Raw genomic sequence first — 24083 nt, 5'->3', positions numbered from 1 at the left:
TTTAGAGAATTAGCATTGCATCTCCATAAGCGCCAAAGCGATACTCCTCTTTGACTGCAACATCATATGCATTCATAACATGGTCATACCCTCCAAGGGCAGCAGTCATCATCAATAGAGAAGAGTAGGGCATATGGAAGTTGGTTACCATGGCAGCCTTCGCACGAAATTCATAGGGAGGGAATATAAATCGGCTTGTCCATCCTTCAAATTCCTTGATAAATCCGTCCGTACTAATACATGTCTCAAGAGCTTTTAGGACAGAAGTACCCACTGCACACATACGGCCTCCTTTTGATATGGCGTCATTTACAGCCTTGCAGCATGCACCATTGACACTCATGAGTTCAGAGCCCATCTTATATTTTGTCAGATCATCCACATCAATGTCTCGATATGCCGTCAGACCTGTATGCAGGGTCAAATATCCAAACCGACAGTCCTGTATTTCTAATCGTTTCATCAACTCTCGGCTGAAATGTAATCCGGCAGCTGGAGCTACGACAGCTCCTTCTACTTCAGCAAAGATTGTTTGGTATCGATCTTCATCTTCGGGTTCGGGTTCTCTTTGGATATATTTAGGCAGCGGAGTATGTCCCAAAGCAAATAATGCTGCCTTAAACTCTTCGTGAGTCCCATCGTATAGGAATCTCAGTGTACGCCCACGGGATGTAGTGTTATCAATTACTTCAGCAACGAGAGAGTCATCTTCTCCAAAGAATAGTTTGTTGCCGATTCTTATTTTTCGAGCAGGATCCACAAGGACATCCCAAAGCAGTTGCTCTGCTTTCAATTCACGGAGCAGAAAAACTTCAATCTTTGCATTTGTTTTTTCCTTATTGCCATAGAGACGAGCTGGAAACACTTTTGTGTTGTTAAAGACAAACACATCATCTTTTCCAAAGTATTGGGTGATGTCCTTAAATACTTTGTGTTCTATCTCTCCCGTTTTAGAGTGTAATACGAGGAGGCGAGATTCGTCTCTAAATTTAGCCGGATATTGAGCTATTAATTGCTCTGGCAACTTGAAATTAAATTGAGAAAGTTTCATACTATATCTTCCGTATATTCGTTGTCTTACTTATTGTTGTTGGGTAGGTATATATGAAGCCAAAGTTCTTTCTATCCAACTTGGTACCTCTTCCATCGTAATGAGGTTTGATTCATCTATATTTCCTGATCGAGTACGTCGCAGAGACGTCAGGTATCCTCCGCTATCTAGAGCTTTTCCTATGTCTCGAGCCAATGCCCGTATATAGGTGCCTTTCCCACAATCAACTTCAATCTCGATCTCGTTTTGTGTATATCGGATCAAGCGGATATTATTTATATAGATAGTCTTTGCTTTAAGTTCTACACTTTTACCCTTTCGTGCCATCTCATACGCTCGTTGCCCTTCGACTTTGCAAGCTGAAAATGTCGGGGGAACTTGTTGGATCTCTCCTACAAAACTATTTAAAACCTTCTCTACCAACTCTTGAGTTATGTGTTGTGTAGGGTAGAGAGCGTCTACTTCTGTCTCCATATCATACGATGGCGTTGTTGCCCCCAACCTAATCGTTGTACGGTATGTCTTTGCATGAGTCTGGAGTCCTTCTATCATTTTGGTAGACTTTCCTGTGCAAAGTACTACCACGCCTGTCGCAAGAGGATCAAGGGTGCCGGCATGTCCGACTTTCAGCTTTTTTAGTTTTAGTCTTTTAGTCAATAGATAGCGTACCTTATTGACCACATCAAAAGATGTCCAACCATAAGGTTTCTCTATCCCTATGATAAGCCCCTTTGAAAATGGATTTTCCAACTTCTTTTCATGTTCTTGTTGGGCAGTTTTGTTATCTATATTTGTCATCAATGATGTTAAAATCACAATTAAATCACTGCAAGATCTACTCCAAGGAGTATCATCGTTATGATTGTACCTCCAACCAATATACGGTATATCCCAAACGCCCTAAATCCATGCTTGCCCAAGTAGGAGATGAAAAATTTTATCGCCAAAAGACCGACAATGAATGATACCACATTTCCTATGATGAGAGTGTTTAGGTTGTCAACAAATATTTGTTTTCCCCCACTTTCCCACATTTTATAGGCTTTGAGAAGGGCTGCTCCAAACATCGTTGGGACAGCTAAAAAGAAGCTGAATTCCGCCGCAGTTTTACGAGTCAGTCCTTGTGTCATTCCTCCAACAATGGTGCACATTGATCTTGACATGCCGGGTAAGAGGATTGCGAGACACTGAAAGAACCCTATTATGATGGCATTGGGATACGTAACCTCGGAGCGTTCATTATTTCGGATAATACTGTCTACAAAGAGCATAACAATACCACCGATGATAAGGTTCACTGCAATTACCCATACGGATCCCAAAACTTCATCTATCCAATTGTTGAAAATTAGTCCAAATATCACTGCAGGGATCAGCCCCACGATCAATTTGAAGTAAAATCGGAAGCGAGCTAAAAAACGTCTCCATTCAGGAATATTTCCATGCCACATATCTGATGGCAGGCTAAAGTTTATAAATCTCTTGAAATATAAAACAACAACAGAAAGGATTGCTCCAAGCTGTATCATCACTGTGAATGACTTGACATACTCTGTACTCTCCATACCCATTAGGGCTTGTGTGATGATCATATGCCCTGTGCTGGAAATCGGAAGAAATTCTGTAAGTCCTTCTACAATAGCAAGTATAATGGCTTCGAGTATAGACATGGGCTTTACTCGTTATGGTTATCGTTTGTAGTTACTTTTTTAGAGCGCCAAAGTATGGCAACAAGGATCCCAATATAGCCAAGGGTGCACAATACCGGAGCAATTTTGATTCTTGTGTTTGAAAAAACTTCCGGATTGAAACTTACGCCATCCGGTGATGTTCCACCCGCCATCAGGGCATAACCCAAAATAATGAGTATTATTGATGCTGAAAAGATATATAAGTTGATCTTGGTGAACGTGTATAATTTATATGGTTTCTCTTTCATTTGTTGGATGTTTAGATACGATACAACTTGTTCATGTCCATTCGCATGTACTTATTTACTGTTACTGCTGCTGACCAAACAGAAATCAGGACTCCAAAAAGAATCACTGCTCCGCATAGTACTATGGCATTCTGCCATGTCAGTAGGGAGCCCATGATAGGATATAAAGATGCTAAATAGTAGGCGCCCCAAGCTAAAAGGCCCAATGCAATGACGGCCGCGATAGCTCCATTGATTAGATTTTGTGCAATAAAAGGTCTACATATAAATCCAGGTGTGGCTCCTACGAGACGCATGGTGTAGATTGAGAATCTACGAGCATATATCATCAGTTTTATTGTATTGCTGATCAGGGCGAAAGATACTAAAAGTAATAGCCCGGCAATAGCTGTCATTGCCAAACTTAAAACACGGATATTATCATTGATCTTTTCCAAAAGATCTCTCTTATAGATTATTTTCTGAACAAGATCATGTTTTTCTATGTTTGCAACAATTTTATCTGCTTCAACTTTGTCAGCAGAGATCTCTGCTTTCAGCGTTAGTTCAAAAGCCGGAGCTAAAGGATTCCAACCCAAAAAATCTTGGGGATCTTCACCTAATTCTTTTGAAATCTCTTCAAGAGCTTCCTCTTTTGATATATACTCAATGCCTTTTATTCCCTCTGTCGTTTTCAAAAAGGTTGAGAGGACTTTGATATCCTTGTCTGATGCATTTGGGGACATGAGGACAGATACTGTCATACTTTCTTGTACGTAGTTTTTTAGTTCTCTTCCCACTAACCCCATCATTACGATCAACCCAATTAGGAATAGTACCATCGAGACACTTACAATCCCGGTAAGTCTCGAATGCCAAAATCCTGGGCTATGTCTCGTTACTTTCTGTCCCATGTTTTGATTAGATTATTCTAAGGATCACGATCCTTACAAATATACAAATAAATTCAAGTGAGTCATTTGATCAAACTTATCTATGCTTCCAAGTCATCTACTATTGTTGTTTCGGTAGCATATCTGTTTGAGTTGAGAGATGATGTCATCGTGACATGTTCTTTCTTGTCATGTATCGGATGATCAAGGGCACTGGCAAACTTGATGAATTCTTGTCTGAATCTTAGGTAGACTGCTCCCGTCGGACCATTACGGTGCTTGGCAATGATAAACTGCCCTAAGCCTCTCAAGTCTCGTCCGTCTTCTTTATCTTCAGTAATTCCATAATATTCCGGTCTGTGGATGAAGCATACCATATCGGCGTCCTGTTCAATAGCTCCAGACTCGCGAAGGTCCGAAAGTTGAGGTATCTTACCATCCCCACGATTTTCTACACTACGATTCAGCTGGGATAGGGCAATGATTGGGATGTTCAGCTCTTTCGCAAGTTGTTTTAGGGAGCGAGATATCATACTTACCTCTTGTTCGCGATTTGTGTTTGCTCGCATACCGCTTGCAGTCATGAGCTGGAGGTAGTCAATGATAATCATCTTCACGCCTTGTTCTCGGACGAGCCTACGGGCTTTGGAGCGTAGATCAAAGATAGATAGACCGGCATTGTCATCTATAAATAGAGGGGCATTATAAAGTGGATCCAGCCCTTCTGTCAACTGCCTTAGTTCTTCTTGATTTAGGTTGCCTCGCTTTATCTTGTCGTTGGATATCTCTGTATGGTTGACGATGAGACGAGTCATGATCTGAGTTTTACTCATTTCCAGACTGAATATCGCTACGGGGATGTCATAGTCCATCGCCATGGACTTTGCCATAGAGAGGACGAATGCCGTTTTTCCCATCGCAGGTCGGGCTGCGATGATCACAAGGTCAGGACTTTGCCAGCCTGAAGTCATATCATCAATCTCTCGGAACCCGGTGTTGAGTCCACTGATACCCTCTTTACGACTGCTCGCCTGCTCTATCTGTTTCAGAGCATCTCCAATGAGTAGTTTGACATGCTCTACCTCATCTTTATCTGTGCGCTGAGTGATCTCGAAGAGCTTGCTTTCTGCTTCCTGCATCGTGTCCACCACGTCCAGACTTTCATCAAATGCATTTTTTATCACCTGATTTCCAAAACTGATCAGTTCTCGTTGGAGGGCCTTGTCGTAGAGTATACGGGCATGGGTCTCAAGGTGCGCGGTACTGTTGATCTGACTCGATAGTAGGATAGGGTAGTATTCTCCACCCACCTCATGCAGAGTCTTATTTTTCTTTAGCTGCTCGATGACAGTTTGGATATCCACCGGACGCTCAAGTAGGGCTAGGTCACGTATAGCTTCAAATATGTGGCGATTTTTAGGCTCATAAAAGCATTCGGGGCGCAGCAACTCCCCCACGAGAGGATAAGCATCCTTCTCTATCATCAGCGCACCAAGGACTATCTCCTCTGTTTCCACACTGTGAGGAGGAACACGAGTAGGCCTGGTGTTGGTCTCTTCGTTGCTGTTTTTTTTTGTAAACTTTTTACTTGCTGCTTCTGCCATGACTTAGTCAAGCTTTAAGACTGCCAAGAATGCCTTTTGAGGTACTTCTACAGTACCGATCTGTTTCATACGCTTCTTCCCCTCTTTTTGCTTTTCGAGGAGTTTGCGTTTACGAGAGATGTCACCACCGTAACACTTCGCTGTTACGTCTTTACGTACAGCTTTTATGGTCTCGCGAGCAATGATCTTAGCTCCGATAGCTGCTTGTATGGCTATGTCAAATTGTTGGCGGGGGATGAGTTCCTTGAGCTTTTCACACATGCGACGCCCGAAAGTTACGCTATTGTCGATATGTGTCAGTGTGGATAGAGCATCGACAGGCTCCCCGTTCAGCAGAATGTCGAGTTTGACAAGCTTAGATTCCCGAAAGTCATGGATAGTGTAATCAAATGAGGCATACCCCTTGGATACACTCTTAAGTTTGTCATAAAAGTCAATTACGATCTCACCCAAAGGTAGGTCGTAGATGATCTCTATACGATTACCCCAGATATAGTCTTGTCGTACCAGCACACCGCGCTTGCCAAGACACAGCGTCATGATTGGTCCTATGTACGTAGTATCGGTGATGACCGATGCTCGGATAAATGGCTCTTCTATCTTGTCGATCGTTGCAGGGTCAGGTAGTCCGGAAGGGTTGTGTACCTCTGTTACTCCACCTTTCTTGTCGTAAACGAGATAAGATACGTTGGGGACTGTCGTGATGACATTCATGTTGTATTCTCTATCGAGACGCTCTTGGATGATTTCCATGTGCAGAAGACCTAAAAACCCACAGCGAAAACCAAATCCGAGGGCTGCTGAACTCTCAGGTTGGAACGTCAGCGAAGCATCGTTGAGTTGGAGTTTTTCAAGCGAACTGCGGAGGTTCTCAAAATCTTCACTCTCTATGGGGTAGACTCCGGCAAATACCATAGGTTTGACTTCCTCAAATCCCGAGATTGCCTCTTTTGCTCCCCCCTTGACATGGGTGATGGTATCACCGACTTTAACCTCCTTCGAGGTTTTGATACCGGAGATGATATATCCGACATCCCCTGTTCGGATCTCTTTGCGAGGCATCATATCCAGTTGGAGTACACCGACCTCGTCTGCCTCATATTCTTTTTCTGTTGCTATAAATTTTACATGATCCCCTTTGCGTATTACGCCATTGACCACCTTGAAATAGGCGATAATTCCTCTGAATGAGTTAAATACAGAGTCAAAGATGAGACATTGAAGCGGTGCCTCAGGATCTCCTTGGGGAGGGTCGATACGTTCGATAATGGCTCTAAGGATGTCTTGTACACCTTCTCCTGTCTTACCGCTGGCACGGATGACTTCGTCATGGTCACATCCGAGTAATTCGACGATTTCATCTGTTACCTCTTCCGGCATTGCACTCGGGAGATCTACCTTATTGACGATCGGAATGATCTTCAAATCGTGATCAAGAGCCATGTACAGATTAGAAATTGTTTGAGCCTGGATACCTTGTGCCGCATCAACGATGAGTAGAGCACCTTCGCAAGCAGCAATGGATCGCGACACTTCGTAGGAGAAGTCCACGTGTCCCGGAGTGTCTATGAGGTTGAGTGTATATTCTTGACCATCCAGTGTGTAGTTCATCTGTATGGCATGACTCTTAATTGTGATACCTCGCTCACGCTCAAGATCCATGTTGTCAAGCACCTGATCTTTCAGTGCCTTTTGGTCTACGGTCTTGGTTTCCTCCAGCAATCTGTCTGCCAAGGTGCTCTTACCGTGGTCAATATGGGCAATGATACAGAAGTTGCGAATATGCTTCATTTGGGCTGTCAGTATATGTTCTATGTGTACGTTTTTGACTCTGATATTCCCTCAATCTTAGCTCCAAAGGTAATCTTTGAGTACAATAAGGGGTTAAAGGCAAAGGTACAAAAAAATACCTTTTTCCTTGGGGGAAAATAACATCTTCTTGCTTTTTGTTTGAACCAAGTATGGAGATCATGTCGCAGATCACTTTGTTATGCAGACCTTCTAAACTCCAATTTGGTAACAGAAAAGGGACTGTGTCATGACTTAGCACTGACACAGTCCCTTCCTCGTACCTATAATGACATTTAACGGCCTCCGAGGAGTAACCCTGCAGCGACATCGTCTGCTACAGATTTGCCTTTTAGTGCAGAAATTAAGGTAAGCCCGAAGTCAAAGACGTATCCCGGGCCTCTGCCGGTTATGATGTTCCCTGAATGGACGACACCGGAAGTCTTACAGTTTGCACCCGATAGTTCGCCTTCAAAGCCAGGATAGCAAGTGGCATCAACACCATTGAGCAATCCTGCTTTTGCAAGAGCCATAGGAGCAGCACATATGGCAGAGACAATTTTGCCTTCTTTATGATGCTTCACCAGCATATCTCTGAGAGTCTCACATTCTGCAAGATTTGCCGCACCCGGCATGCCGCCCGGCAATATGAGAGCATCTACGGTTTCATCTTTCACCGCAGAGATAGTTGTGTTTACAATGACTTTTTGGCCATGAGCCCCTTCTACAGTAAGATCATCAGTGATAGATACTGTACGCACATCAACGCCCCCCCTGAGGAGAACATCAAGAGTTCCTATCGCTTCGGTTTCTTCAAAACCATTGGCAAAAAATAACAATGCTTTCATGATTATATCCTTATTATAATTTAGTATGATATTTCTTGTAATTATCTGAGTCTGTATCTGTAGGTGATTGTACCTGTTTGATTGTTAATACCGTCTATCGCATTGAATTGCGCCGATCCTGCGGCCTTCAGCGCACTGTTTCGCATGTTTGTGTCTGCGATGTTGGTGCCCGGAGCTATACTGGTGTTGATGACCTTCCCAGAGGGATTCACAACGATCTTGATAACAATGGTACCCTCTATCTGTGAGGTGTATGATGGACGTGGAAGACCACTCCCTGCAAGACTCCGACCGTTGAGATTGAAGGATCCGAAGCCCCCAATACCTTGATTGGTCCCTCCTTGTATCACATTGCCATCAGGAGAGCCTTCTCTTCGATCTCCGGATTCGCCACTACCACTGCCCTTGCTCTGTGCAGAGCCAAAGGCCCCTGATACAGACTTGCTGATCGCATCACGACGTTGCTGTTCCTCAAGCTCTTTTTGGCGACGTTGTTCCTCTGTACGACGTGCTTCCTCCTCTCTTTTCTTCGCCTCCGTATCTATGGGTTTGACGGGTTTTGCAGGCTGAGTCTTTGTCTCTTTAGGTTTCGTTTTAGGCTTTTCCTTTGTTTTCTTTTTAGGAGGTGTTATGACCGGAGCATCTTCACTGTCTTGAGAAAGTAGTTCTTCTGTGTCTTGTGATGATGGTTCCGGCTGAGGTGTAGATGGGGTAGGAGGTGGCGTTGCAGGTGCAAGGGGAGCAGGAGTAAATGTTCCTGCAGATAAATCTATATCTCCTATATTGACCAGCACAGCGCCTTGCTCTTCCATTTCAATCTTTGGAAGAATGATCAGGAAAAGACCTGCCACAATACCTACATGTAGCAGCACCGTAATGATGGCAGATAGCAGTTTATCTTTATTTCGGTTATTCTCTATCATGATAGAGGATCCTATTTTAACGGCCTTGTGGCAAGGACCATCTTATACTTATTCTCAACGGCAATGTTAAGAACCTTTACAACTTCCTTATAAGGGACTGTTTCATCTGCATAAAGAGCTACAAACATCTCGGGATCTTCATTATATGCGCTCAGCAGAAAAGGCTCCAGCTCCTCGAAAGTCACCTCCCTGTCCTTGTCTTTTCCCACTGCGACATAGTAGTGCAAGTTCTTATCTATGGTCACACGAGTGAGGGGCTTTGCTGCCGTTTGTTGCTTTGACTGTGGCAGTAGCACCTTGAGTGCACTTGGGATGACAAAGGTAGAAGAGACCATAAAGAAGATCAACAGCAAAAACACCACGTCTGTCATGGATGCCATGCTGAAGATATCTACTGCCTTACTTCTTCTTTTTAACTTCATAATCTTAAAAGGTTAGGCTCTCTTTGCCGGTTCGTTTATCATATCCATGAATTCCAAGGCTTGCGTTTCTGACTTGGTCACGACGTGGTCTACCAACCCAACGAGATAGTTGTACGCAAATAGAGCCACAATACCCACTATGAGTCCACCTACGGTAGTGACAAGAGCTTCATAGATACCGGCAGACAAAAGAGTTACATCTACGTTTGCACCGGCATTTGCCATGTCATAAAAAGCGCGGATCATACCTGTCACAGTCCCCAAAAAGCCTATCATGGGAGCCCCTGCAGCTATGGTTGCGAGAAATGGTAAGTGACGCTCAAGTTTTGCTATTTCGATATTGCCTACGTTTTCAATGGCTGCTGAAATATCCTGCATAGGGCGTCCAAGTCTCTGTATTCCCTTGTGTATCATGCGGGCACCGGGAGTACTTTGGGTCTCACAAAGTGTTATTGCCGAAGATATCTTCCCCTCTTGGATGTAATCTCTGATGCGATTGGTAAAGTGTGGGTCAATCTTTGCTGATTTTTTGATCAAAAGTAGTCTTTCGACGAAGATATAACAGGCAATGATGGATAGGAGCAAAAGGATAATCATAACCCATCCTCCCTTAGTAGCCAAGCTCAACAGCGTGAGTGGTTCAGCTGCCACAACTTCTGCTGTTGAGAGATTTGGCATAGCAGATGCTACGGTATCGGTAGCGACTTGAAGTAGTACTGACATAATCTATCTTAGTTATATTAATCTTCTATTATATTATTGTTATATGAAATTATAGACCTGTGTGCCCAAGCCTTTTACGGTATTCTCTAATCGTGTTTTCAAGTCCCATATACAAGGCGTCACAGATAAGTGCATGACCGATAGAGACCTCATCCAATTGTGGTAGGTTGTTATGTAAGAACTCAAGATTTTCCAAATCCAAATCATGTCCTGCATTAAGTCCCAATCCACACTCTTTGGCATATTTACCGGCCTTGGCGAATGGCGCCACTGCGATGTTTCTGTCGGTGTGATACATTTGAGCGTAAGGCTCAGTGTATAGTTCCACTCTATCTGCACCAACTTCTGCTGCATCACGGATGTTGGCCAAGTCTGTATCTATGAATATGGATGTCCTTATCCCTTTTCCGTGGAAGTGTTCAAGTACTTTCTTCAGGAAATCAAAGTGTTCTCTGACTCTCCATCCTGCATTACTTGTCAATACTTCGGGTGGGTCCGGTACGAGAGTCACTTGCTCGGGTCGTACCTCAGATACGAGTTGGATAAAGTCATCTGATGGATACCCCTCGATATTGAATTCGGTATGCACTACTTCTCTAAGTGCGTACACATCGGCATAACGTATATGTCGTTCATCCGGACGAGGGTGTACAGTCACACCTTGTGCTCCGAATGCCTGTACATCTCGTGCAACCTGGATCACATCGGGGTTGTTACCTCCTCGTGCGTTTCTAATGGTGGCTACCTTATTTATATTTACACTAAGTTTTGTCATAATGCGTTTTCTTAATATATATACCGTCAGAGGATACTTGTATCATTACCCCTAACCCTACAAATGTAGACAATTTCGATGACCTATGAAAACTTCTTATCCCCTTATCCCCGTGTGAATATAACGACACCGGGCGAGTCTTCCTTTCTAAGAATGACCCGCCCGGTGGTGATTTATAAGGCGATGTATTACTTACCCTTGTATGGACGTACTTCTAGGAGTTCGCACTCGAAACGAAGAAGGCGGTTAGGACCGAATTCGCCCAAATCTCTTTCTCCGTATGCAAGAGCTGAAGGAAGCCACATAGTGATCTTGCTACCTACAGGGAAGATTTGGAAAGCTTCTGTCCAACCTGAGATAACTTCATCAAGAGGGAATGTTGAGGGTTCACCACGATCATAAGAAGAGTCGAACTGCTTGTCATCAAGAGTCGTACCCTTGTAGTGAACAACTACAGTGTCCTTTGGTGATGTTGCCTTTGCACCTGTTCCTTCTACTTCATACTTGTATTGTAGACCGCTTTCTGTTGTTATGACACCTTCAGCAGACTTGTTCTTTTCAAGGAATGTTTGCTCTTCCTCGATATTTCTGTTCTTGATTTGAACTTGTATGTCTTCAACATACTTTTGGATGAACTTCTGTGCATCTTCCACTGTCATCTTACCGGGGTTGCCTACAAGTGCATCGTAAAGACCGGCAGCGATGAGCTTGCCATCAAGAGAGTCTCCGGGGAAACCTTTCAATGAAGCTGCCAAACCTTGGCCATTAGCAAAACCTACAGCATAAGCTGCTGTATCGATAGGAGTTTTGATAGAGACGTTTGATGAAACGCCACCACCACACGAAACCATTGCAGTCGCAACGAGTCCGAGGATCGATGAAAATACAATCTTCTTCATAGTTTAATGGATGTTTTTCTATTATTAATTTTTTGTTCTTTCCTTGTCTCTGTTATTTCTCTATGGCAAGTAGTTCAATGTCAAAGATGAGCGTGCTGTAAGGTTCTATGCTTTGTCCTGCTCCTCCTTCTCCGTAAGCGAGATCATAAGGGATAATCACACGCCACTTGGATCCTACCGGCATGAGTTGAAGTATTTCTGTCCATCCTTTGATGACTCCGGTGAGAGTGAAAACTGCAGGCTCGCCTCTATTGATTGAGGAGTCAAAGACCACTCCATTGATGAGGGTTCCATGGTAGTGACACTTCACGCTGTCACTCAAGGTTGGTTTTGGTCCATCGCCCATCGTGAGTACTTGGTACTGAAGTCCTGAAGGGAGAGTCGTTACATCTTCACGACATCCGTTGATCTTTAAGAACTCAGCCCCTGCAGCCTTGTTATTTTCAAATCTTTCTTGTTGTAACTTCATAAAGTATTCGTTGATGACGACTTTTGCATCTTCATAAGTGATCTGAGGGTCTTTGTCTGCCAACACATCACTGAGACCTGTAACGAAATCCTCTACTACGATGGAGTTTACGCCTGAAGCCTTGAAGTTATTACCGATGCTTAAGCCTAATGCATAGCTGATTTTATCCATGTTCTATCTTTATTCTTTTATTATTGGACAAAGTTATCAAAAAATATTTATTCTCAGAGGGTTGGTTATGGCAGCAGGCCTGAAAGTGCTGCTATGATACCATATATCCCCAAAAAGAAGATGATGCTCCCTATGCCCCTGTTGAAGTATAGCAGGCTGGTGACATTGAACCACTGCTTCACTTTTATCAAGATTGTTGTCACTATATACCACCAAAGTATTGCGCCTATACCGATCCCGACCAGACCCAATAAGAGGCTTTGATAAGTGGCTCCTTCCGAGACAAATGAGAACTGGGCAAATAGTCCTATATAAAGGAGTACTATCAGGATGTTTCCAAAAGTAAGGAGAAATGCGGAGAGGAATACTTGAAAGTCTGATTTCTTTTCATCCGAATAAAATATACCACCATTTTTCTTTTCCTTATTCTTGCCCTTTCTTGTAGGGGGCTCCAGGGAGTGATTCCCAAAAAAGACATATATGGCAAAGAGTATCATGAAGATACTGCCTGCCAACTGGAGGTGATCTGTATATTTTATGATAAAGTCGATGAATGCACCTACCCCAAGCAGGGTCAAAAAGGCATAAATAAGATCACTGACAGTTGCTCCAAGCCCTGTCAGTAGTCCATATCGTTTCCCCCTCGCCATTGTGCGTCTGACACACAGCATTCCTATGGGACCCATAGGGGCAGAAACAATAATCCCTATAAGTATGCCTTTCAGTAAGGTCTCCAGCAACATCTCTGTCTAGATATGACTTATCTGTCTTTCATCCAGTTTGAAATAGCTTCTGCCAACGCCTTGTTTGATTCGTTGTCAAGGGCACTTACCCTGAATTCGTTAGGTTTGAGATCCAAGCCATCTGTGCAGACTCCGACCTTCATGTTGTATTCCTCCATGAGGTATTCGTTGAGCTTGACAGCGTCTCGGTCAAGAAGGCGTACTACAAAAAAAGCAGTGGCTGAGGGTAATATTTCTATTCCATCAATTGCTGTAAGTCTGTTTTTCAGTTCTGTCGCACTACGATGCCATTTACGTGCAGGCAGTGTAAATTGTGCCGGATGGATCAAGATAAAACGTATGGCTTCGACTGCTAATGCTCCGATTGTGCAAGGCGTTCTCTTTTCTTTTAGATCTGTAATGATGTTTTTACGAGCTACAATGTAACCGACTCTCATGCCGGGGATATTGTAAGCCTTGGAGAAAGAGGACACAATGATCAAATTTTTGTATGTTTTGACATCAGATGGGCGGAGAGTTTCCTCAACGACGAATGAAGCCATGGAGATGTCCACTATGAAAGTGACATTCGGATTTTCTTTGATCAAAGAAATGAGGGAGGCACGACTCCACAATCTTCCATCAGTGATGTTTGGTGTGCATAGCCAGCAATATTGGATACCGTCAAGAGGCAGTTTGCTCACATCTGCGCAACCTTCTATCTCTGTGACTGTATGTCCCGCCTTGTTCAAGGCTGTCCTAAACTCCTGATGGGTGGGGGCAATGATCAAGGATTTGCTTCCCGAAGAGCTTTTAGCGAGGAGATGTATTGCCCCGGTACTTCCGGAGGTTACCAATAGTTCATCCTCACGTACTTCGATACGTCGAGACAAGAGACGTGAGATCGTATCAGCCGAGCGTTCGGGTCTGGTACTTATCAGGTCAATATTATCTATAAGGTGCATTTTGAGTTTGCTCAGATCTGCACCATGCCACAATACAGTACTAAAATCCACCACCTGCTTCATGTCCGAGGTGTCGGATGATCTCACCTTTTTCTTTTGCATCGTAAAAATTCCTTATTGTAATTGTAGAGGTTTATTTGCCCTTCGACTTACAAAGATACGTAAAAATAACAGTCATGCATATATTGTTATAAGTATTGGGCGGATAGACCCGAAAATTTCACTAATGGTGGGGTAATAGCTCAATGGCAAAATGTTTCGACCCCCTTGAGCTTCAATGTCTTTTGAGGCCTTGAAAAAGGTTGTCTAACTTGATGCGTCAAGTTAGACAACTTCATTTCTCAAGGTAGGCATATCGATTTCGAGAGATGTACATCTCATTCTTGATACCCTATTCAGAAAAAAACTCTCTGACTCAAGGTGGGGTAATGTTTGCAGGGCAATCGCATCAAAATGTAAGTGCCTGATTATCAATCATGGTTTTGAGTGCATTCTTTATCTTTGAATATAATCCTAAAATGCAATCATTTGAAAATCAGCAACTTGTATTTTATCGAGATTTTTGATGCGGTTGCCCTGTAATGTTTGAGGTGTGTGTTAAGTTTAATTTTGTTTTTTATACCTTTGCGGTTGATACATAAAAACCACATGAAACTTGGGGGAGGATTGGGAGGTTTTCAATTCTTATTAGAGTTTTAGAGCGGAGCTTTTTGTGCGATTTCTTTCAGTCCGGAGATTTATACTCTTGACTGTGTCGGGCATTTGTGTTTGCTGATTGGCAAGTATGATCGATCAATCAAAACTGTATACTATCTATTTTATTAACTGTTTAATACATTAAAAAACTAACATGAAGAAAAACAGACTGCACTTTTCTCTTCTTGCTATTATGGCAGTCGTATCATTATCAATCGTTGCTTGCGGTTCCGGAAATCCTGAGGCTAAAAAGCCCGATACATCAAGCAAGGATAATTCGGATCAGCCTAATACCGATACTCGTCCTGCACTTTCGTTAAGTCTCAGTGGAGAGATCAATCCTACAGACTTTGTTTCGGGACAGAGCGGTTCTGTATCATTTAACAGATTTCCTGCGTCTGTGGAAGAGTTTAGAGATGTGCGCAATCAGATCGCAAAGACTCCTCACGGGGCGGCAGCACTCAATATCATGGCACTCGAAATGTATCGCCGTAATCCTCAGATCGGTCAACAGTGTCTCGAAATCATGGGTACCAAGGATTATATACATCCACAAGGCTCTCTTATGAATAAGCTTAAGGGTGGACATAAGAAACCATATCAGTATGCAGCATACCTCGACGGTGCCCGCTATGATAATGGATATAATCCTACCAAGCCTTATACCATCCGTGTCAAAGTTGATGAGGGACGTCAGTACACCAAGAGTAACAATGGTATTCCTTACCTCAACTTGTATATTATCAACAATGGTGGTGATAAGCCTGCAAGAGTGAAACTCACCAAGTACGATAGGAATAACATGGATAAAAATAACCAATACTTCCTTACTGATGAGTCTGATGTGTTTTACAATGTTCGTGATATCAAGTTTGATCAAGAATTTAAAGGGCTTGACTGATCGATAAGCTCAAGATATTAAAGGAATAAACAATTGCCCCCTCTTGATCCCGCATTCCCATGTGTGCATCGAGAGGGGGCAATACATATGGAGGACTGTGCTCGAAAAATGCTTCTGTAATATCGCCAAAAAAGCTTAACTTTGTCAAGATATACAGCAGACTAAGAAGCTTGTGGTTTCCATAGGTTTAGGCTTAATCAGATGTGTATTAATCAGATGCAGTTTTAAAGGCTTGGAGTAACTCTGCCAAATTGTTTCAGGAAAAATGACCCCAAAAAAAGTTACCATACTGGGGAGTACCGGTTCCATAGGTACTCAAGCATTAGATGTGATCTCAAAGCATAGAGACATCCTCTCTGTGTATGCCCTCGTGTGCCACAGCAATGTCGATCTGCTTATCCGACAGGCTAAGGAGTTTAAACCTCAAATGGTTGCAATTGCAAGTGAAATGCAATACAAATACTTGAAGAAAGAACTTGCCGGCGAAAGTATAGAGATACTTGTGGGCGAAGAAGCGGTCTGTGACATCGCAGGATCATATGAGGCCGATACCGTTCTTACAGCGATGGTTGGTTTTGCCGGACTTGCTCCTACAATCCATGCTATGGAGACAGGGCGCACGATAGCCCTTGCCAACAAGGAAACTCTTGTTGTAGCAGGTGAGCTTATCATGCAGTTGAGTCGCCAAAAGATGTCTCCAATCATCCCGGTAGACTCGGAACACTCTGCCATATTTCAGTGCCTGTATGGGGACAAGAGTGATGCTGTATCTCGTATCTACCTGACGGCATCAGGAGGTCCCTTTGTGGATTTTACGACAGAAGAACTACAGCGGGTGACACCTCAACAAGCTTTGAATCACCCCAAGTGGGATATGGGTAAAAAGGTCTCGATAGATTCGGCAACATTGATGAACAAAGGCTTGGAAATGATAGAAGCCAAGTGGTTGTTCGACGTCTCTCCCAAGGATATTGAGATCGCTATACACCGTCAGAGTATCATTCATTCCATGGTCGGTTATAGGGACGGTAGTGTCAAAGCTCAACTGAGTATGCCTGATATGAGGTTGCCTATCGCCTATGGTCTCTTGTTTCCCAACCGTTTGGATATCGACTTGCCACTTCCGAGTCTTTCAGATCTTTGCAATCTTACATTTGAAGTCCCACGCAGAGATGCTTTTCCTTGTCTGGATTTAGCATTTGAAGCTATCGAGATGGGGGGAACAGCACCTTGTGTCATGAATGCTGCAAATGAGATTGCTGTAGAACGGTTCCTTAGTGGAGGTATTGGATTTACGGATATTCCTCGCTTGATAAGAGACACTATGGACAATATGGGAAGCCGCAACATATCGGGTGTCGTTCAACTAAGAGACATAGACGCCGAAGCAAGGCAGCGTAGTAGAGCCTGGACTCGTAATCGTTAGTATTATTTTTTCAATTTTAAATATGAGTATATTTCTAATCAAAGCATTTCAACTGATACTCTCTCTTGGGATATTGGTCTTTATACATGAGCTGGGACACTTCCTCTTTGCTCGACTATTCAAGATTCGGGTAGATAAGTTCTACCTGTTTTTTGATCCTTGGTTTTCCTTGATCAAGTATAAACCCAAAGGTAGTCATACTGAGTACGGCATCGGATGGTTGCCTCTCGGCGGGTACTGCAAAATTTCAGGTATGGTCGATGAGTCAATGGATACGAAAGGGTGGGCCAGCGAGGCTCAAGCATGGGAATTCAGAGCCAAACCTGCATGGCAACGCCTATTGGTCATGCTTGGTGGTGTACTATTCAATGTAATCCTTGCATTTGCAATCTATTCGGGGATATCATATACTTGGGGAGATGTCAAGATCCCGATGAAGAATGTCGGAGATAATCTCGTCTACTCAAGTGTGGGACATCGTATGGGCCTTCAGGATGGTGATCTCCCCGTCGCTATAGATAAGGTAGAATTCAAATATTTTGATGAGTCGATACTCCAGATGATCAGTAAGGGTGAGGTGCTGACTGTCGAGAGGGCAGGGAAACTCTTGGATATATCGATCCCAACAGATCTGATGAGGGCTATTATCAGTTCGGATAGTACTCTTTACCGTTTGCAACCTCCATGTGTGATAGACGCTGTGTTGGATGGTGGAGAAGCCCATAAGGCCGGATTGGAGTCCGGGGATAAAATTATTGCCGTGGCAGAAAAAGAAACTTCTCATCTTGGAGAAGTTATAGACGCTATATCTTCGGCTAAGGGGGACTCTGCGACTCTTCTTGTGATAAGAGGTGGAGAGAAGATTGCTTTGAGGAGCTACATCGATGCGGAGAAAGGTATAGGGATCAGTTTTATGCCTCCGGCCAAGGCTTTGGGAGTCGAGGAGGTCAGTTATGGCTTTTTTGAATCAATACCTGTCGGTATAGGCAAGACTTTTAAGAGACTCGGAGCTTACGTTTCTTCGCTCAAGTATGTTGCTACGAAGGAGGGTGCGTCTAAGATTGGAGGATTGGGTACCATTGGTAGCCTTTTCCCTGAGAGATTTTCATGGATAGACTTTTGGAGTATGACGGCTTTTCTGTCTGTTATGCTTGCTGTAATGAATATCTTGCCCATCCCCGGCCTTGATGGCGGGCATATCATATTTTTGATTTTTGAAATCATCACCCGTAGAAAATTGTCGATCAAGGTGCAAGAGCGCATACAGATGGCAGGCTTATTTTTCCTACTGTTCTTGATGCTTTATGCCAATGTCAATGACATACGACGATTCTTTTTCTGATGAAAGGCAACGAGAGTAAGACGAAACTGAAAAGTAATATCTTCCCCTCAACATTTGAAGATAGGTTGGACTTCGGCATCATACGTGCTGAAGTCTATCGCTTGTGTGACAATGAAGTCAGCAGGCATCTCGCAGAAAATATGGCATTTATGAATGATCCGAAGGAACTCGGAGAGCGACTTGCCCATGTGCGTGAGATGATGCATTTGTTGACTTCAGGTAAAGATGTGCCTCTACTGCGTTTTGGAGATCTGAGAGCCTATATCTATGGTATTCGTCCTGAGGGAGCATTTTTGCCTATTGAAGGTGTCGTGGCTCTCGGGGAACTCCTTACTGCATGTCTTCAAGTGATCAAGACTTTTGAATACTCCGGGGATGAGGATTATCCTTACCCCAACCTCCATAAAGTCGTATCGGGTATAAATACTCTACCGGACATACGTCGTCGCATACACAATCTCATCGATGAAGAGGGAAATGTCAAGGACTCTGCTTCAAGAATTTTACGAGATATCCGTCAGGATTTGAGGGCTCTCAACAGTTCTATAGGTTCAACGATACAGAGTCTCCTCAAACATGCTCAAGCTCAAGGTTGGGTGGAAAAAGATGCTCATCCGACTTTGCGTGAAGGCCGTCTCTTGCTACCTATCATCCCGTCTGCTAAGAGGGAAATGAGAGGAATTGTCCACGATGAGTCTGCAACAGGTAAAACGCTTTTTGTCGAACCTGAGCAGTTGGTGGAGATGAATAATAAAATCCGGGAAAAACTCAGCGAGGAGAAAAGAGAAATCACTCGTCTCTTAAAGGAGTTTACCTCAGTGTTGAGACCTGATCTTCCGGCAGTACAGTTAAATTGTACCTTGATAGGTATACTTGACTTTGCAAAAGCCAAATCTCGACTTGGAGGTAGATTAAATGCCATCGTGCCTACAATAACACCTCACAAGAGAATGGAATGGTATGGGGCAAGACATCCTCTACTTGAACAACATCTAAAGTCTCAACACAAGGAGATTGTACCGCTCGATATCACTCTTTCACACGAAAAACGTATACTCGTAATATCCGGACCCAATGCCGGTGGGAAATCTGCGACCTTGAAGACTGTGGGACTTCTGCAGTACATGCTTCAATGCGGATTGCCCATACCGGTATCGGATCACTCTACTTGTTGTTTGTTTAAGAAGATATTTCTGAACCTTGGAGATGAACAGTCCCTTGAAAATGATTTGAGTACTTACTCTTCTCATCTTTTGAACATGAAGTATTTCTGCAGAAATGCAGATAAACATACCCTCATATTGATAGATGAGTTCGGATCAGGGACAGAACCTATAATTGGGGGGGCCATTGCAGAGGCTCTTCTTGATCAGTTCGTCAAAGTCGGCTGTTTTGGGATGATAACGACCCATTATGGTAATCTCAAAGACTATTCGGAAACTCACAAGGGCGTGATAAACGGAGCAATGCTTTTTGATAGACAACAGATCCGGCCTTTGTATCAGCTCTTTATAGGTAAGCCCGGTAGTTCGTTTGCGATAGAAATTGCTCGTAAAATAGGACTCTCTTCTGATATCTTGGACTATGCTGAAAATCTTGTAGGTACAGATTATGTCATGCAAGATAAGTATCTCCAAGACATCATGAGAGATAAAAAATACTGGGAGGAAAAGCGTAATAAGATTCACAGACAAGAGAAAGAGCTCGAGCAACTCAAAACAAAGCTCCAAGAACGTCTTGATAAGTTAAGTTCGGACAGAAAGATCCTCATATCCAAAGCTGAAAAGGAGGCGATGCAGATCATTGCATCCGCAAATGCAACGGTGGAAAAAACCATTCGTGAGATAAAGGAGAAGAACGCGGAAAAAGAGTCTACGAAGATCCTTAGACAGAAGCTTGAGGAGAAAAAGAAAAATCTTTTGACGAATATTTCTCAGAAAGAGAAATCGGAAAAGAAGAGCAAGAAAACAGACGCTTCACCTCAAGTCGATAAAGAAAAATTAAAGATAGAAGTCGGTAGTAATGTCTCTGTTGAGGGCTCTAATGAGGTCGGGGAAGTCGTCGAATTGATGAAAAATAAGGCTCGTATTCGGCTGGGAAGCTTGTTGATGGTATTACCCTTGTCGAAACTATCACCAAGCATAAAGGAAGCTACAGGGATCATCAAGCGTAAGCCTGCTGTCATCGAAAGTTTGGACGATGACCGAAGGTTGAACTTTAAACCTCAGTTGGATTGCAGGGGGATGCGAGTGGATGAGGCGATGCAGAGTGTGACTTACTTCATTGATGATGCTGTGAGATTTGCTTATTCGCCGGTTCGAATCCTTCATGGTACGGGGACAGGAGCTCTCCGTGAAGCCATAAGACAGCAATTGGGGGGAATGCCTTTGGTCAAAAAGTTCAAAGATGAGCATGTGGATCTTGGCGGGGCCGGTATCACAGTGGTAGAACTCGATATATAGATCGATTGTTTTATAAGCGGAAAGAATATATGTTTGTAGCACAGAAAAAAAGAAAGGAGAATATCTCAGAATATATCCTCTACATGTTTCAGATAGAGGATATTATCAGAGCTTTGGGCGGAGATGATAAAGCTATTGAGGACTATGTTTCTCAAAACTACAACAAAGAGGGAGAGCCGGTGCAAGATGTTATCGAGTGGTACCTCCGGCTTAGAGATGAGATGCTCAGAAGCAATACGATATCGTCAGGTCATGTGCCTATGATACAATCTTTGCTTATCGAACTCAATGTTATCCATCAGCAGCTTCTCAAGATGCCGGTGCAATCTATATACTCAACTCTGTATTACAAGACTTTACCTTCGATCATTCAGCTTAGGACATTGAGTAACGACACTCAGCAGAATGAGATAGAAACTTGTTTTGTCGGAGTGTACGGTTATTTAACTTTAAAGATGAAGGGGAAAGACGTCTCAGAAGAAACTCTCTCTGCAATCAAGCAGATAAGTACATTTTTGGCCCTTCTTGCTGATCGATATTGTGAGATAGAGGCCGGTAATATCAAACTGAACGAGGCATGAGCAGAAAGAAGCAACTAACCGCATGGCTCACGGGTGCAGGTGGGCAATTGGGTAACTCTATAATAAGAAACTTTGGTGATGCAGAGGGTATCAAATGGTTGCCCACTATCCGTAATGTCATTGACCTCACTTTACCTCAAGAGGTAGAGAGGTTTTTTAACTTTTACAAGCCTGACGTGGTCGTCAATGCCGCTGCATTTACAGGTGTAGACGATGCTGAAATCAATTGCAAAGAAGCTATACGTCTCAATACCGAGCTCCCAATACAATTGGCTGAACTTTGCCGAAAACAAAACAGGGTTTTGTTTCACTTTAGTACAGATCATGTTTTTGGTGGTGAAGGATCTCCGGAACGTCTCCATTCTTACAAAGAAGGTGATACTCCTAATCCTGCCAATTTCTACGCAAAATCAAAGCTGGAAGGAGAAGAAGGTGTCTTGGCCAATTGTCCCACAGCCTATATCTGGCGCACGGCATGGCTTTATTCCCCATACGGCAAAAACTTCTATAATGTTATTCGCAAAAAAGCTCTTGAGGGAACTCCTCTCACTGTCGTCAATGATGAGACAGGAAGTCCCACCTCTGCTATAGAACTTGCCCGTGCAGTTGTGAGAGTTATCCAATTGATGAAAGCGAACGAGGGTATTCCTTTCGGGCTGTATCATTATTCTGATATGGGAGAGGTGACAAGATATGACTTTGCGAAGGCTATCTTGGATCTTGATCCACAAACCAAAAACATCGAGATCTCTCCTTGTACTCAAAAGGACTACAAGACAATTGCCAAACGCCCAAGTTATTCCCCTTTGAACACTGAGAAGATCCAAAATCTCCTTCCTGAGATTGTCAAGCCTTGGGAGGAAGCTCTTCGGGAAGTATACAAGATAGACAATATTACGATTTAAGCACTCTAATCAATATCATCATGCAATATAATCAAGCTGAAATATCAAGACGTCGTACTTTCGCGATTATTGCCCACCCGGATGCCGGTAAGACTACATTGACCGAGAAGTTGCTCCTTTTTGGGGGTGCGATACATGTCGCAGGCGCTGTAAAAAGCAATAAAATCAAGAAGACTGCTACTTCCGACTGGATGGAGATCGAAAAGCAAAGGGGAATCTCTGTAGCTACGTCTGTAATGGGATTCAACTATGATGGTTACAAGATCAATATTCTTGATACTCCGGGTCACCAAGATTTTGCTGAGGATACATATAGGACTCTGACCGCGGTGGATAGTGTCATTATCGTCATTGATGGTGCGAGAGGTGTGGAGCAACAGACTAAGCGTTTGATGGAGGTTTGTCGCATGCGTAAGACTCCTGTGATCGTCTTTGTCAATAAGATGGATAGAGAGAGTCAAGATCCCTTTGATCTGCTTGATGAGATTGAGGAAGAACTTCAGATTGCAGTCACTCCGCTCTCTTGGCCGATAGATTCCGGAGAACGCTTCAAAGGGGTTTATAACATCTTTGAAAAAGGTCTTGATATTTATACTCCCGACAAGCAGAAGATCTCTGAGCGTGTAGAGTTGGATTTGAATAGCGATGAACTCACAAAGTACATATCTGAAGCTCAAGCTGCCAAGCTGAAAGATGATCTTGAACTTATCGGTGAAGTCTATCCGGAGTTAAATACAGAGAGTTATCTCAATGCTGAAGTGGCACCGGTCTTTTTCGGTTCGGCTCTCAATACTTTTGGGGTTAAGGAGTTGCTCGACTGTTTTGTTCGTATTGCACCTTCTCCTCGTTCGACTCAAGCAGAGGAGCGAACTGTCAATCCTTACGAAGAGCCATTCACCGGATTTATCTTCAAAATACATGCCAACATGGATCCCAACCATCGAAGTTGTATCGCCTTTGTCAAGATATGCTCCGGGCAGTTTGAGCGTAATACGAACTATAGGCATGTCCGTCTAGATAAAAACCTGAAGTTCAGCAGCCCGACAGCCTTTATGGCTCAGAAAAAAGAGATTGTGGACAATGCCTTTGCCGGTGACATCATCGGTCTTCCGGACACCGGTAATTTCAAGATCGGAGATACTCTGACATCCGGTGAAAACCTTCACTTCAAAGGCTTGCCAAGTTTCTCTCCCGAGATGTTCAAGTACATTGAGAATGCTGATCCTATGAAGTCAAAGCAGTTGCAAAAAGGGATTGATCAACTCATGGATGAAGGTGTGGCTCAGCTCTTCACCAGCACATTCAATGGGCGTAAGATCATAGGTACTGTCGGACAACTCCAGTTTGAAGTGATCGAGTACAGGCTACTCCATGAGTATCAGGCTCAGTGTAGATGGGAACCCGTGAGTCTCTACAAGGCTTGTTGGATCGCATCGGACAATAAGGAAGCTCTCGAAGATTTCAAACGTCGAAAAGCTCAGTACATGGCAGTAGATATACATGGTCGAGATGTCTACATGGCTGACAGTGCTTATTTGCTCAACATGGCAAGGCAGGACTTCCCTGAAATTGAGTTTCACTTCACTTCTGAGTTCTAAG

23 protein-coding genes are annotated in these 24083 nt (G+C 43.4%); 7 read left to right on the top strand and 16 right to left on the bottom strand.

Features of this window, described 5'->3' with window-relative positions:
* Window position 1 precedes the first annotated feature (1 nt).
* The 16 genes from queA to Q4A14_RS00315 form a co-directional block, all read right to left on the bottom strand.
* Window positions 2-1051 (bottom strand): tRNA preQ1(34) S-adenosylmethionine ribosyltransferase-isomerase QueA, encoded by a 1050-nt coding sequence (gene queA / locus Q4A14_RS00390; protein ID WP_303169102.1) that lies wholly within the window; start codon window positions 1049-1051, stop codon window positions 2-4.
* Between the two features lie 30 nt (window positions 1052-1081).
* The gene (gene truB / locus Q4A14_RS00385; RefSeq protein WP_303169100.1) at window positions 1082-1849 is read right to left on the bottom strand and encodes a tRNA pseudouridine(55) synthase TruB; all 768 of its coding nucleotides are present in this window, start codon (window positions 1847-1849) and stop codon (window positions 1082-1084) included.
* Window positions 1850-1869: 20 nt separating this feature from the next.
* Window positions 1870-2721, bottom strand: coding sequence for an undecaprenyl-diphosphate phosphatase (locus Q4A14_RS00380; RefSeq protein ID WP_303169099.1), 852 nt, complete (start codon window positions 2719-2721; stop codon window positions 1870-1872).
* A 5-nt stretch (window positions 2722-2726) separates the two neighbouring features.
* Entirely contained in the window at window positions 2727-2990 is a 264-nt protein-coding gene (locus Q4A14_RS00375; protein WP_303169098.1) for a DUF3098 domain-containing protein, read from the bottom strand.
* Between the two features lie 11 nt (window positions 2991-3001).
* The gene (locus Q4A14_RS00370) at window positions 3002-3733 is read right to left on the bottom strand and encodes an ABC transporter permease (RefSeq protein WP_303169145.1); all 732 of its coding nucleotides are present in this window, start codon (window positions 3731-3733) and stop codon (window positions 3002-3004) included.
* A gap of 230 nt (window positions 3734-3963) precedes the next feature.
* Window positions 3964-5466, bottom strand: coding sequence for a replicative DNA helicase (gene dnaB, locus Q4A14_RS00365; RefSeq protein ID WP_303169096.1), 1503 nt, complete (start codon window positions 5464-5466; stop codon window positions 3964-3966).
* 3 nt (window positions 5467-5469) lie between these two features.
* A complete protein-coding gene (gene lepA, locus Q4A14_RS00360; protein WP_303169094.1) occupies window positions 5470-7257 on the bottom strand; it encodes a translation elongation factor 4 in 1788 nt (595 codons plus the stop codon).
* A 293-nt stretch (window positions 7258-7550) separates the two neighbouring features.
* A complete protein-coding gene (locus Q4A14_RS00355) occupies window positions 7551-8105 on the bottom strand; it encodes a DJ-1 family glyoxalase III (RefSeq protein WP_303169144.1) in 555 nt (184 codons plus the stop codon).
* Window positions 8106-8143: 38 nt separating this feature from the next.
* The gene (locus Q4A14_RS00350) at window positions 8144-9025 is read right to left on the bottom strand and encodes an energy transducer TonB (RefSeq protein ID WP_303169092.1); all 882 of its coding nucleotides are present in this window, start codon (window positions 9023-9025) and stop codon (window positions 8144-8146) included.
* An 11-nt stretch (window positions 9026-9036) separates the two neighbouring features.
* Window positions 9037-9447 carry a biopolymer transporter ExbD gene (locus Q4A14_RS00345; protein WP_303169091.1) on the bottom strand — a complete coding sequence of 137 codons (411 nt, stop codon included), beginning with the start codon at window positions 9445-9447 and terminating at the stop codon, window positions 9037-9039.
* A gap of 12 nt (window positions 9448-9459) precedes the next feature.
* Window positions 9460-10125, bottom strand: a complete 666-nt coding sequence (locus Q4A14_RS00340; RefSeq protein WP_303169143.1) for a MotA/TolQ/ExbB proton channel family protein — start codon at window positions 10123-10125, stop codon at window positions 9460-9462.
* A gap of 94 nt (window positions 10126-10219) precedes the next feature.
* Window positions 10220-10945, bottom strand: coding sequence for a pyridoxine 5'-phosphate synthase (locus Q4A14_RS00335; RefSeq protein WP_303169090.1), 726 nt, complete (start codon window positions 10943-10945; stop codon window positions 10220-10222).
* Between the two features lie 188 nt (window positions 10946-11133).
* Window positions 11134-11844 (bottom strand): FKBP-type peptidyl-prolyl cis-trans isomerase, encoded by a 711-nt coding sequence (locus Q4A14_RS00330; RefSeq protein ID WP_303169088.1) that lies wholly within the window; start codon window positions 11842-11844, stop codon window positions 11134-11136.
* Between the two features lie 52 nt (window positions 11845-11896).
* On the bottom strand, window positions 11897-12484 hold the full coding sequence (locus Q4A14_RS00325) for an FKBP-type peptidyl-prolyl cis-trans isomerase (RefSeq protein ID WP_303169087.1): 588 nt from the start codon (window positions 12482-12484) through the stop codon (window positions 11897-11899).
* A 65-nt stretch (window positions 12485-12549) separates the two neighbouring features.
* Complete coding sequence (locus Q4A14_RS00320; RefSeq protein WP_303169085.1) at window positions 12550-13227, bottom strand: LysE family translocator; 678 nt, start codon at window positions 13225-13227, stop codon at window positions 12550-12552.
* 17 nt (window positions 13228-13244) lie between these two features.
* On the bottom strand, window positions 13245-14273 hold the full coding sequence (locus Q4A14_RS00315; protein WP_303169084.1) for an aminotransferase class I/II-fold pyridoxal phosphate-dependent enzyme: 1029 nt from the start codon (window positions 14271-14273) through the stop codon (window positions 13245-13247).
* Between the two features lie 748 nt (window positions 14274-15021).
* Between Q4A14_RS00315 and Q4A14_RS00310 the strand changes: the two genes are divergently transcribed.
* From Q4A14_RS00310 to Q4A14_RS00280, 7 genes are all read left to right on the top strand, one after another.
* Window positions 15022-15768: a hypothetical protein gene (locus Q4A14_RS00310; protein WP_303169083.1), complete on the top strand. Its 747-nt coding sequence runs from the start codon at window positions 15022-15024 to the stop codon at window positions 15766-15768.
* A 265-nt stretch (window positions 15769-16033) separates the two neighbouring features.
* A complete protein-coding gene (locus Q4A14_RS00305) occupies window positions 16034-17194 on the top strand; it encodes a 1-deoxy-D-xylulose-5-phosphate reductoisomerase (RefSeq protein WP_303169082.1) in 1161 nt (386 codons plus the stop codon).
* A 22-nt stretch (window positions 17195-17216) separates the two neighbouring features.
* Complete coding sequence (gene rseP / locus Q4A14_RS00300) at window positions 17217-18536, top strand: RIP metalloprotease RseP (RefSeq protein ID WP_303169081.1); 1320 nt, start codon at window positions 17217-17219, stop codon at window positions 18534-18536.
* Window positions 18536-20998 carry an endonuclease MutS2 gene (locus Q4A14_RS00295; RefSeq protein WP_303169079.1) on the top strand — a complete coding sequence of 821 codons (2463 nt, stop codon included), beginning with the start codon at window positions 18536-18538 and terminating at the stop codon, window positions 20996-20998. Before rseP ends, Q4A14_RS00295 begins: the two co-directional genes overlap by 1 nt.
* A 29-nt stretch (window positions 20999-21027) precedes the next feature.
* Complete coding sequence (locus Q4A14_RS00290) at window positions 21028-21579, top strand: DUF4924 family protein (RefSeq protein ID WP_303169077.1); 552 nt, start codon at window positions 21028-21030, stop codon at window positions 21577-21579.
* Window positions 21576-22484, top strand: coding sequence for a dTDP-4-dehydrorhamnose reductase (gene rfbD, locus Q4A14_RS00285; RefSeq protein ID WP_303169076.1), 909 nt, complete (start codon window positions 21576-21578; stop codon window positions 22482-22484). Before Q4A14_RS00290 ends, rfbD begins: the two co-directional genes overlap by 4 nt.
* Before the next feature lie 20 nt (window positions 22485-22504).
* Complete coding sequence (locus tag Q4A14_RS00280) at window positions 22505-24082, top strand: peptide chain release factor 3 (RefSeq protein WP_303169075.1); 1578 nt, start codon at window positions 22505-22507, stop codon at window positions 24080-24082.
* Window position 24083: the final 1 nt, after the last annotated feature.

This window comes from Porphyromonas sp. (genome assembly GCF_030529325.1).
Classification (GTDB): Bacteria; Bacteroidota; Bacteroidia; order Bacteroidales; family Porphyromonadaceae; genus Porphyromonas_A.
Note: the sequence above shows the minus strand (reverse complement) of the source record. Positions and strands in the feature narration are given on the sequence as shown.

Bases quoted from the DNA above. Each gene is read 5' to 3' on its own strand.
- queA (WP_303169102.1), bottom strand. From the start codon at position 1,051: ATGAAACTTTCTCAATTTAATTTCAAGTTGCCAGAGCAATTAATAGCT.
- truB (WP_303169100.1), bottom strand. From the start codon at position 1,849: ATGACAAATATAGATAACAAAACTGCCCAACAAGAACATGAAAAGAAG.
- Q4A14_RS00380 (WP_303169099.1), bottom strand. From the start codon at position 2,721: ATGTCTATACTCGAAGCCATTATACTTGCTATTGTAGAAGGACTTACA.
- Q4A14_RS00375 (WP_303169098.1), bottom strand. From the start codon at position 2,990: ATGAAAGAGAAACCATATAAATTATACACGTTCACCAAGATCAACTTA.
- Q4A14_RS00370 (WP_303169145.1), bottom strand. From the start codon at position 3,733: ATGACAGTATCTGTCCTCATGTCCCCAAATGCATCAGACAAGGATATC.
- dnaB (WP_303169096.1), bottom strand. From the start codon at position 5,466: ATGGCAGAAGCAGCAAGTAAAAAGTTTACAAAAAAAAACAGCAACGAA.
- lepA (WP_303169094.1), bottom strand. From the start codon at position 7,257: ATGAAGCATATTCGCAACTTCTGTATCATTGCCCATATTGACCACGGT.
- Q4A14_RS00350 (WP_303169092.1), bottom strand. From the start codon at position 9,025: ATGATAGAGAATAACCGAAATAAAGATAAACTGCTATCTGCCATCATT.
- Q4A14_RS00345 (WP_303169091.1), bottom strand. From the start codon at position 9,447: ATGAAGTTAAAAAGAAGAAGTAAGGCAGTAGATATCTTCAGCATGGCA.
- Q4A14_RS00340 (WP_303169143.1), bottom strand. From the start codon at position 10,125: ATGCCAAATCTCTCAACAGCAGAAGTTGTGGCAGCTGAACCACTCACG.
- Q4A14_RS00335 (WP_303169090.1), bottom strand. From the start codon at position 10,945: ATGACAAAACTTAGTGTAAATATAAATAAGGTAGCCACCATTAGAAAC.
- Q4A14_RS00330 (WP_303169088.1), bottom strand. From the start codon at position 11,844: ATGAAGAAGATTGTATTTTCATCGATCCTCGGACTCGTTGCGACTGCA.
- Q4A14_RS00325 (WP_303169087.1), bottom strand. From the start codon at position 12,484: ATGGATAAAATCAGCTATGCATTAGGCTTAAGCATCGGTAATAACTTC.
- Q4A14_RS00320 (WP_303169085.1), bottom strand. From the start codon at position 13,227: ATGTTGCTGGAGACCTTACTGAAAGGCATACTTATAGGGATTATTGTT.
- Q4A14_RS00315 (WP_303169084.1), bottom strand. From the start codon at position 14,273: ATGCAAAAGAAAAAGGTGAGATCATCCGACACCTCGGACATGAAGCAG.
- Q4A14_RS00310 (WP_303169083.1), top strand. From the start codon at position 15,022: ATGAAGAAAAACAGACTGCACTTTTCTCTTCTTGCTATTATGGCAGTC.
- Q4A14_RS00305 (WP_303169082.1), top strand. From the start codon at position 16,034: ATGACCCCAAAAAAAGTTACCATACTGGGGAGTACCGGTTCCATAGGT.
- rseP (WP_303169081.1), top strand. From the start codon at position 17,217: ATGAGTATATTTCTAATCAAAGCATTTCAACTGATACTCTCTCTTGGG.
- Q4A14_RS00295 (WP_303169079.1), top strand. From the start codon at position 18,536: ATGAAAGGCAACGAGAGTAAGACGAAACTGAAAAGTAATATCTTCCCC.
- Q4A14_RS00290 (WP_303169077.1), top strand. From the start codon at position 21,028: ATGTTTGTAGCACAGAAAAAAAGAAAGGAGAATATCTCAGAATATATC.
- rfbD (WP_303169076.1), top strand. From the start codon at position 21,576: ATGAGCAGAAAGAAGCAACTAACCGCATGGCTCACGGGTGCAGGTGGG.
- Q4A14_RS00280 (WP_303169075.1), top strand. From the start codon at position 22,505: ATGCAATATAATCAAGCTGAAATATCAAGACGTCGTACTTTCGCGATT.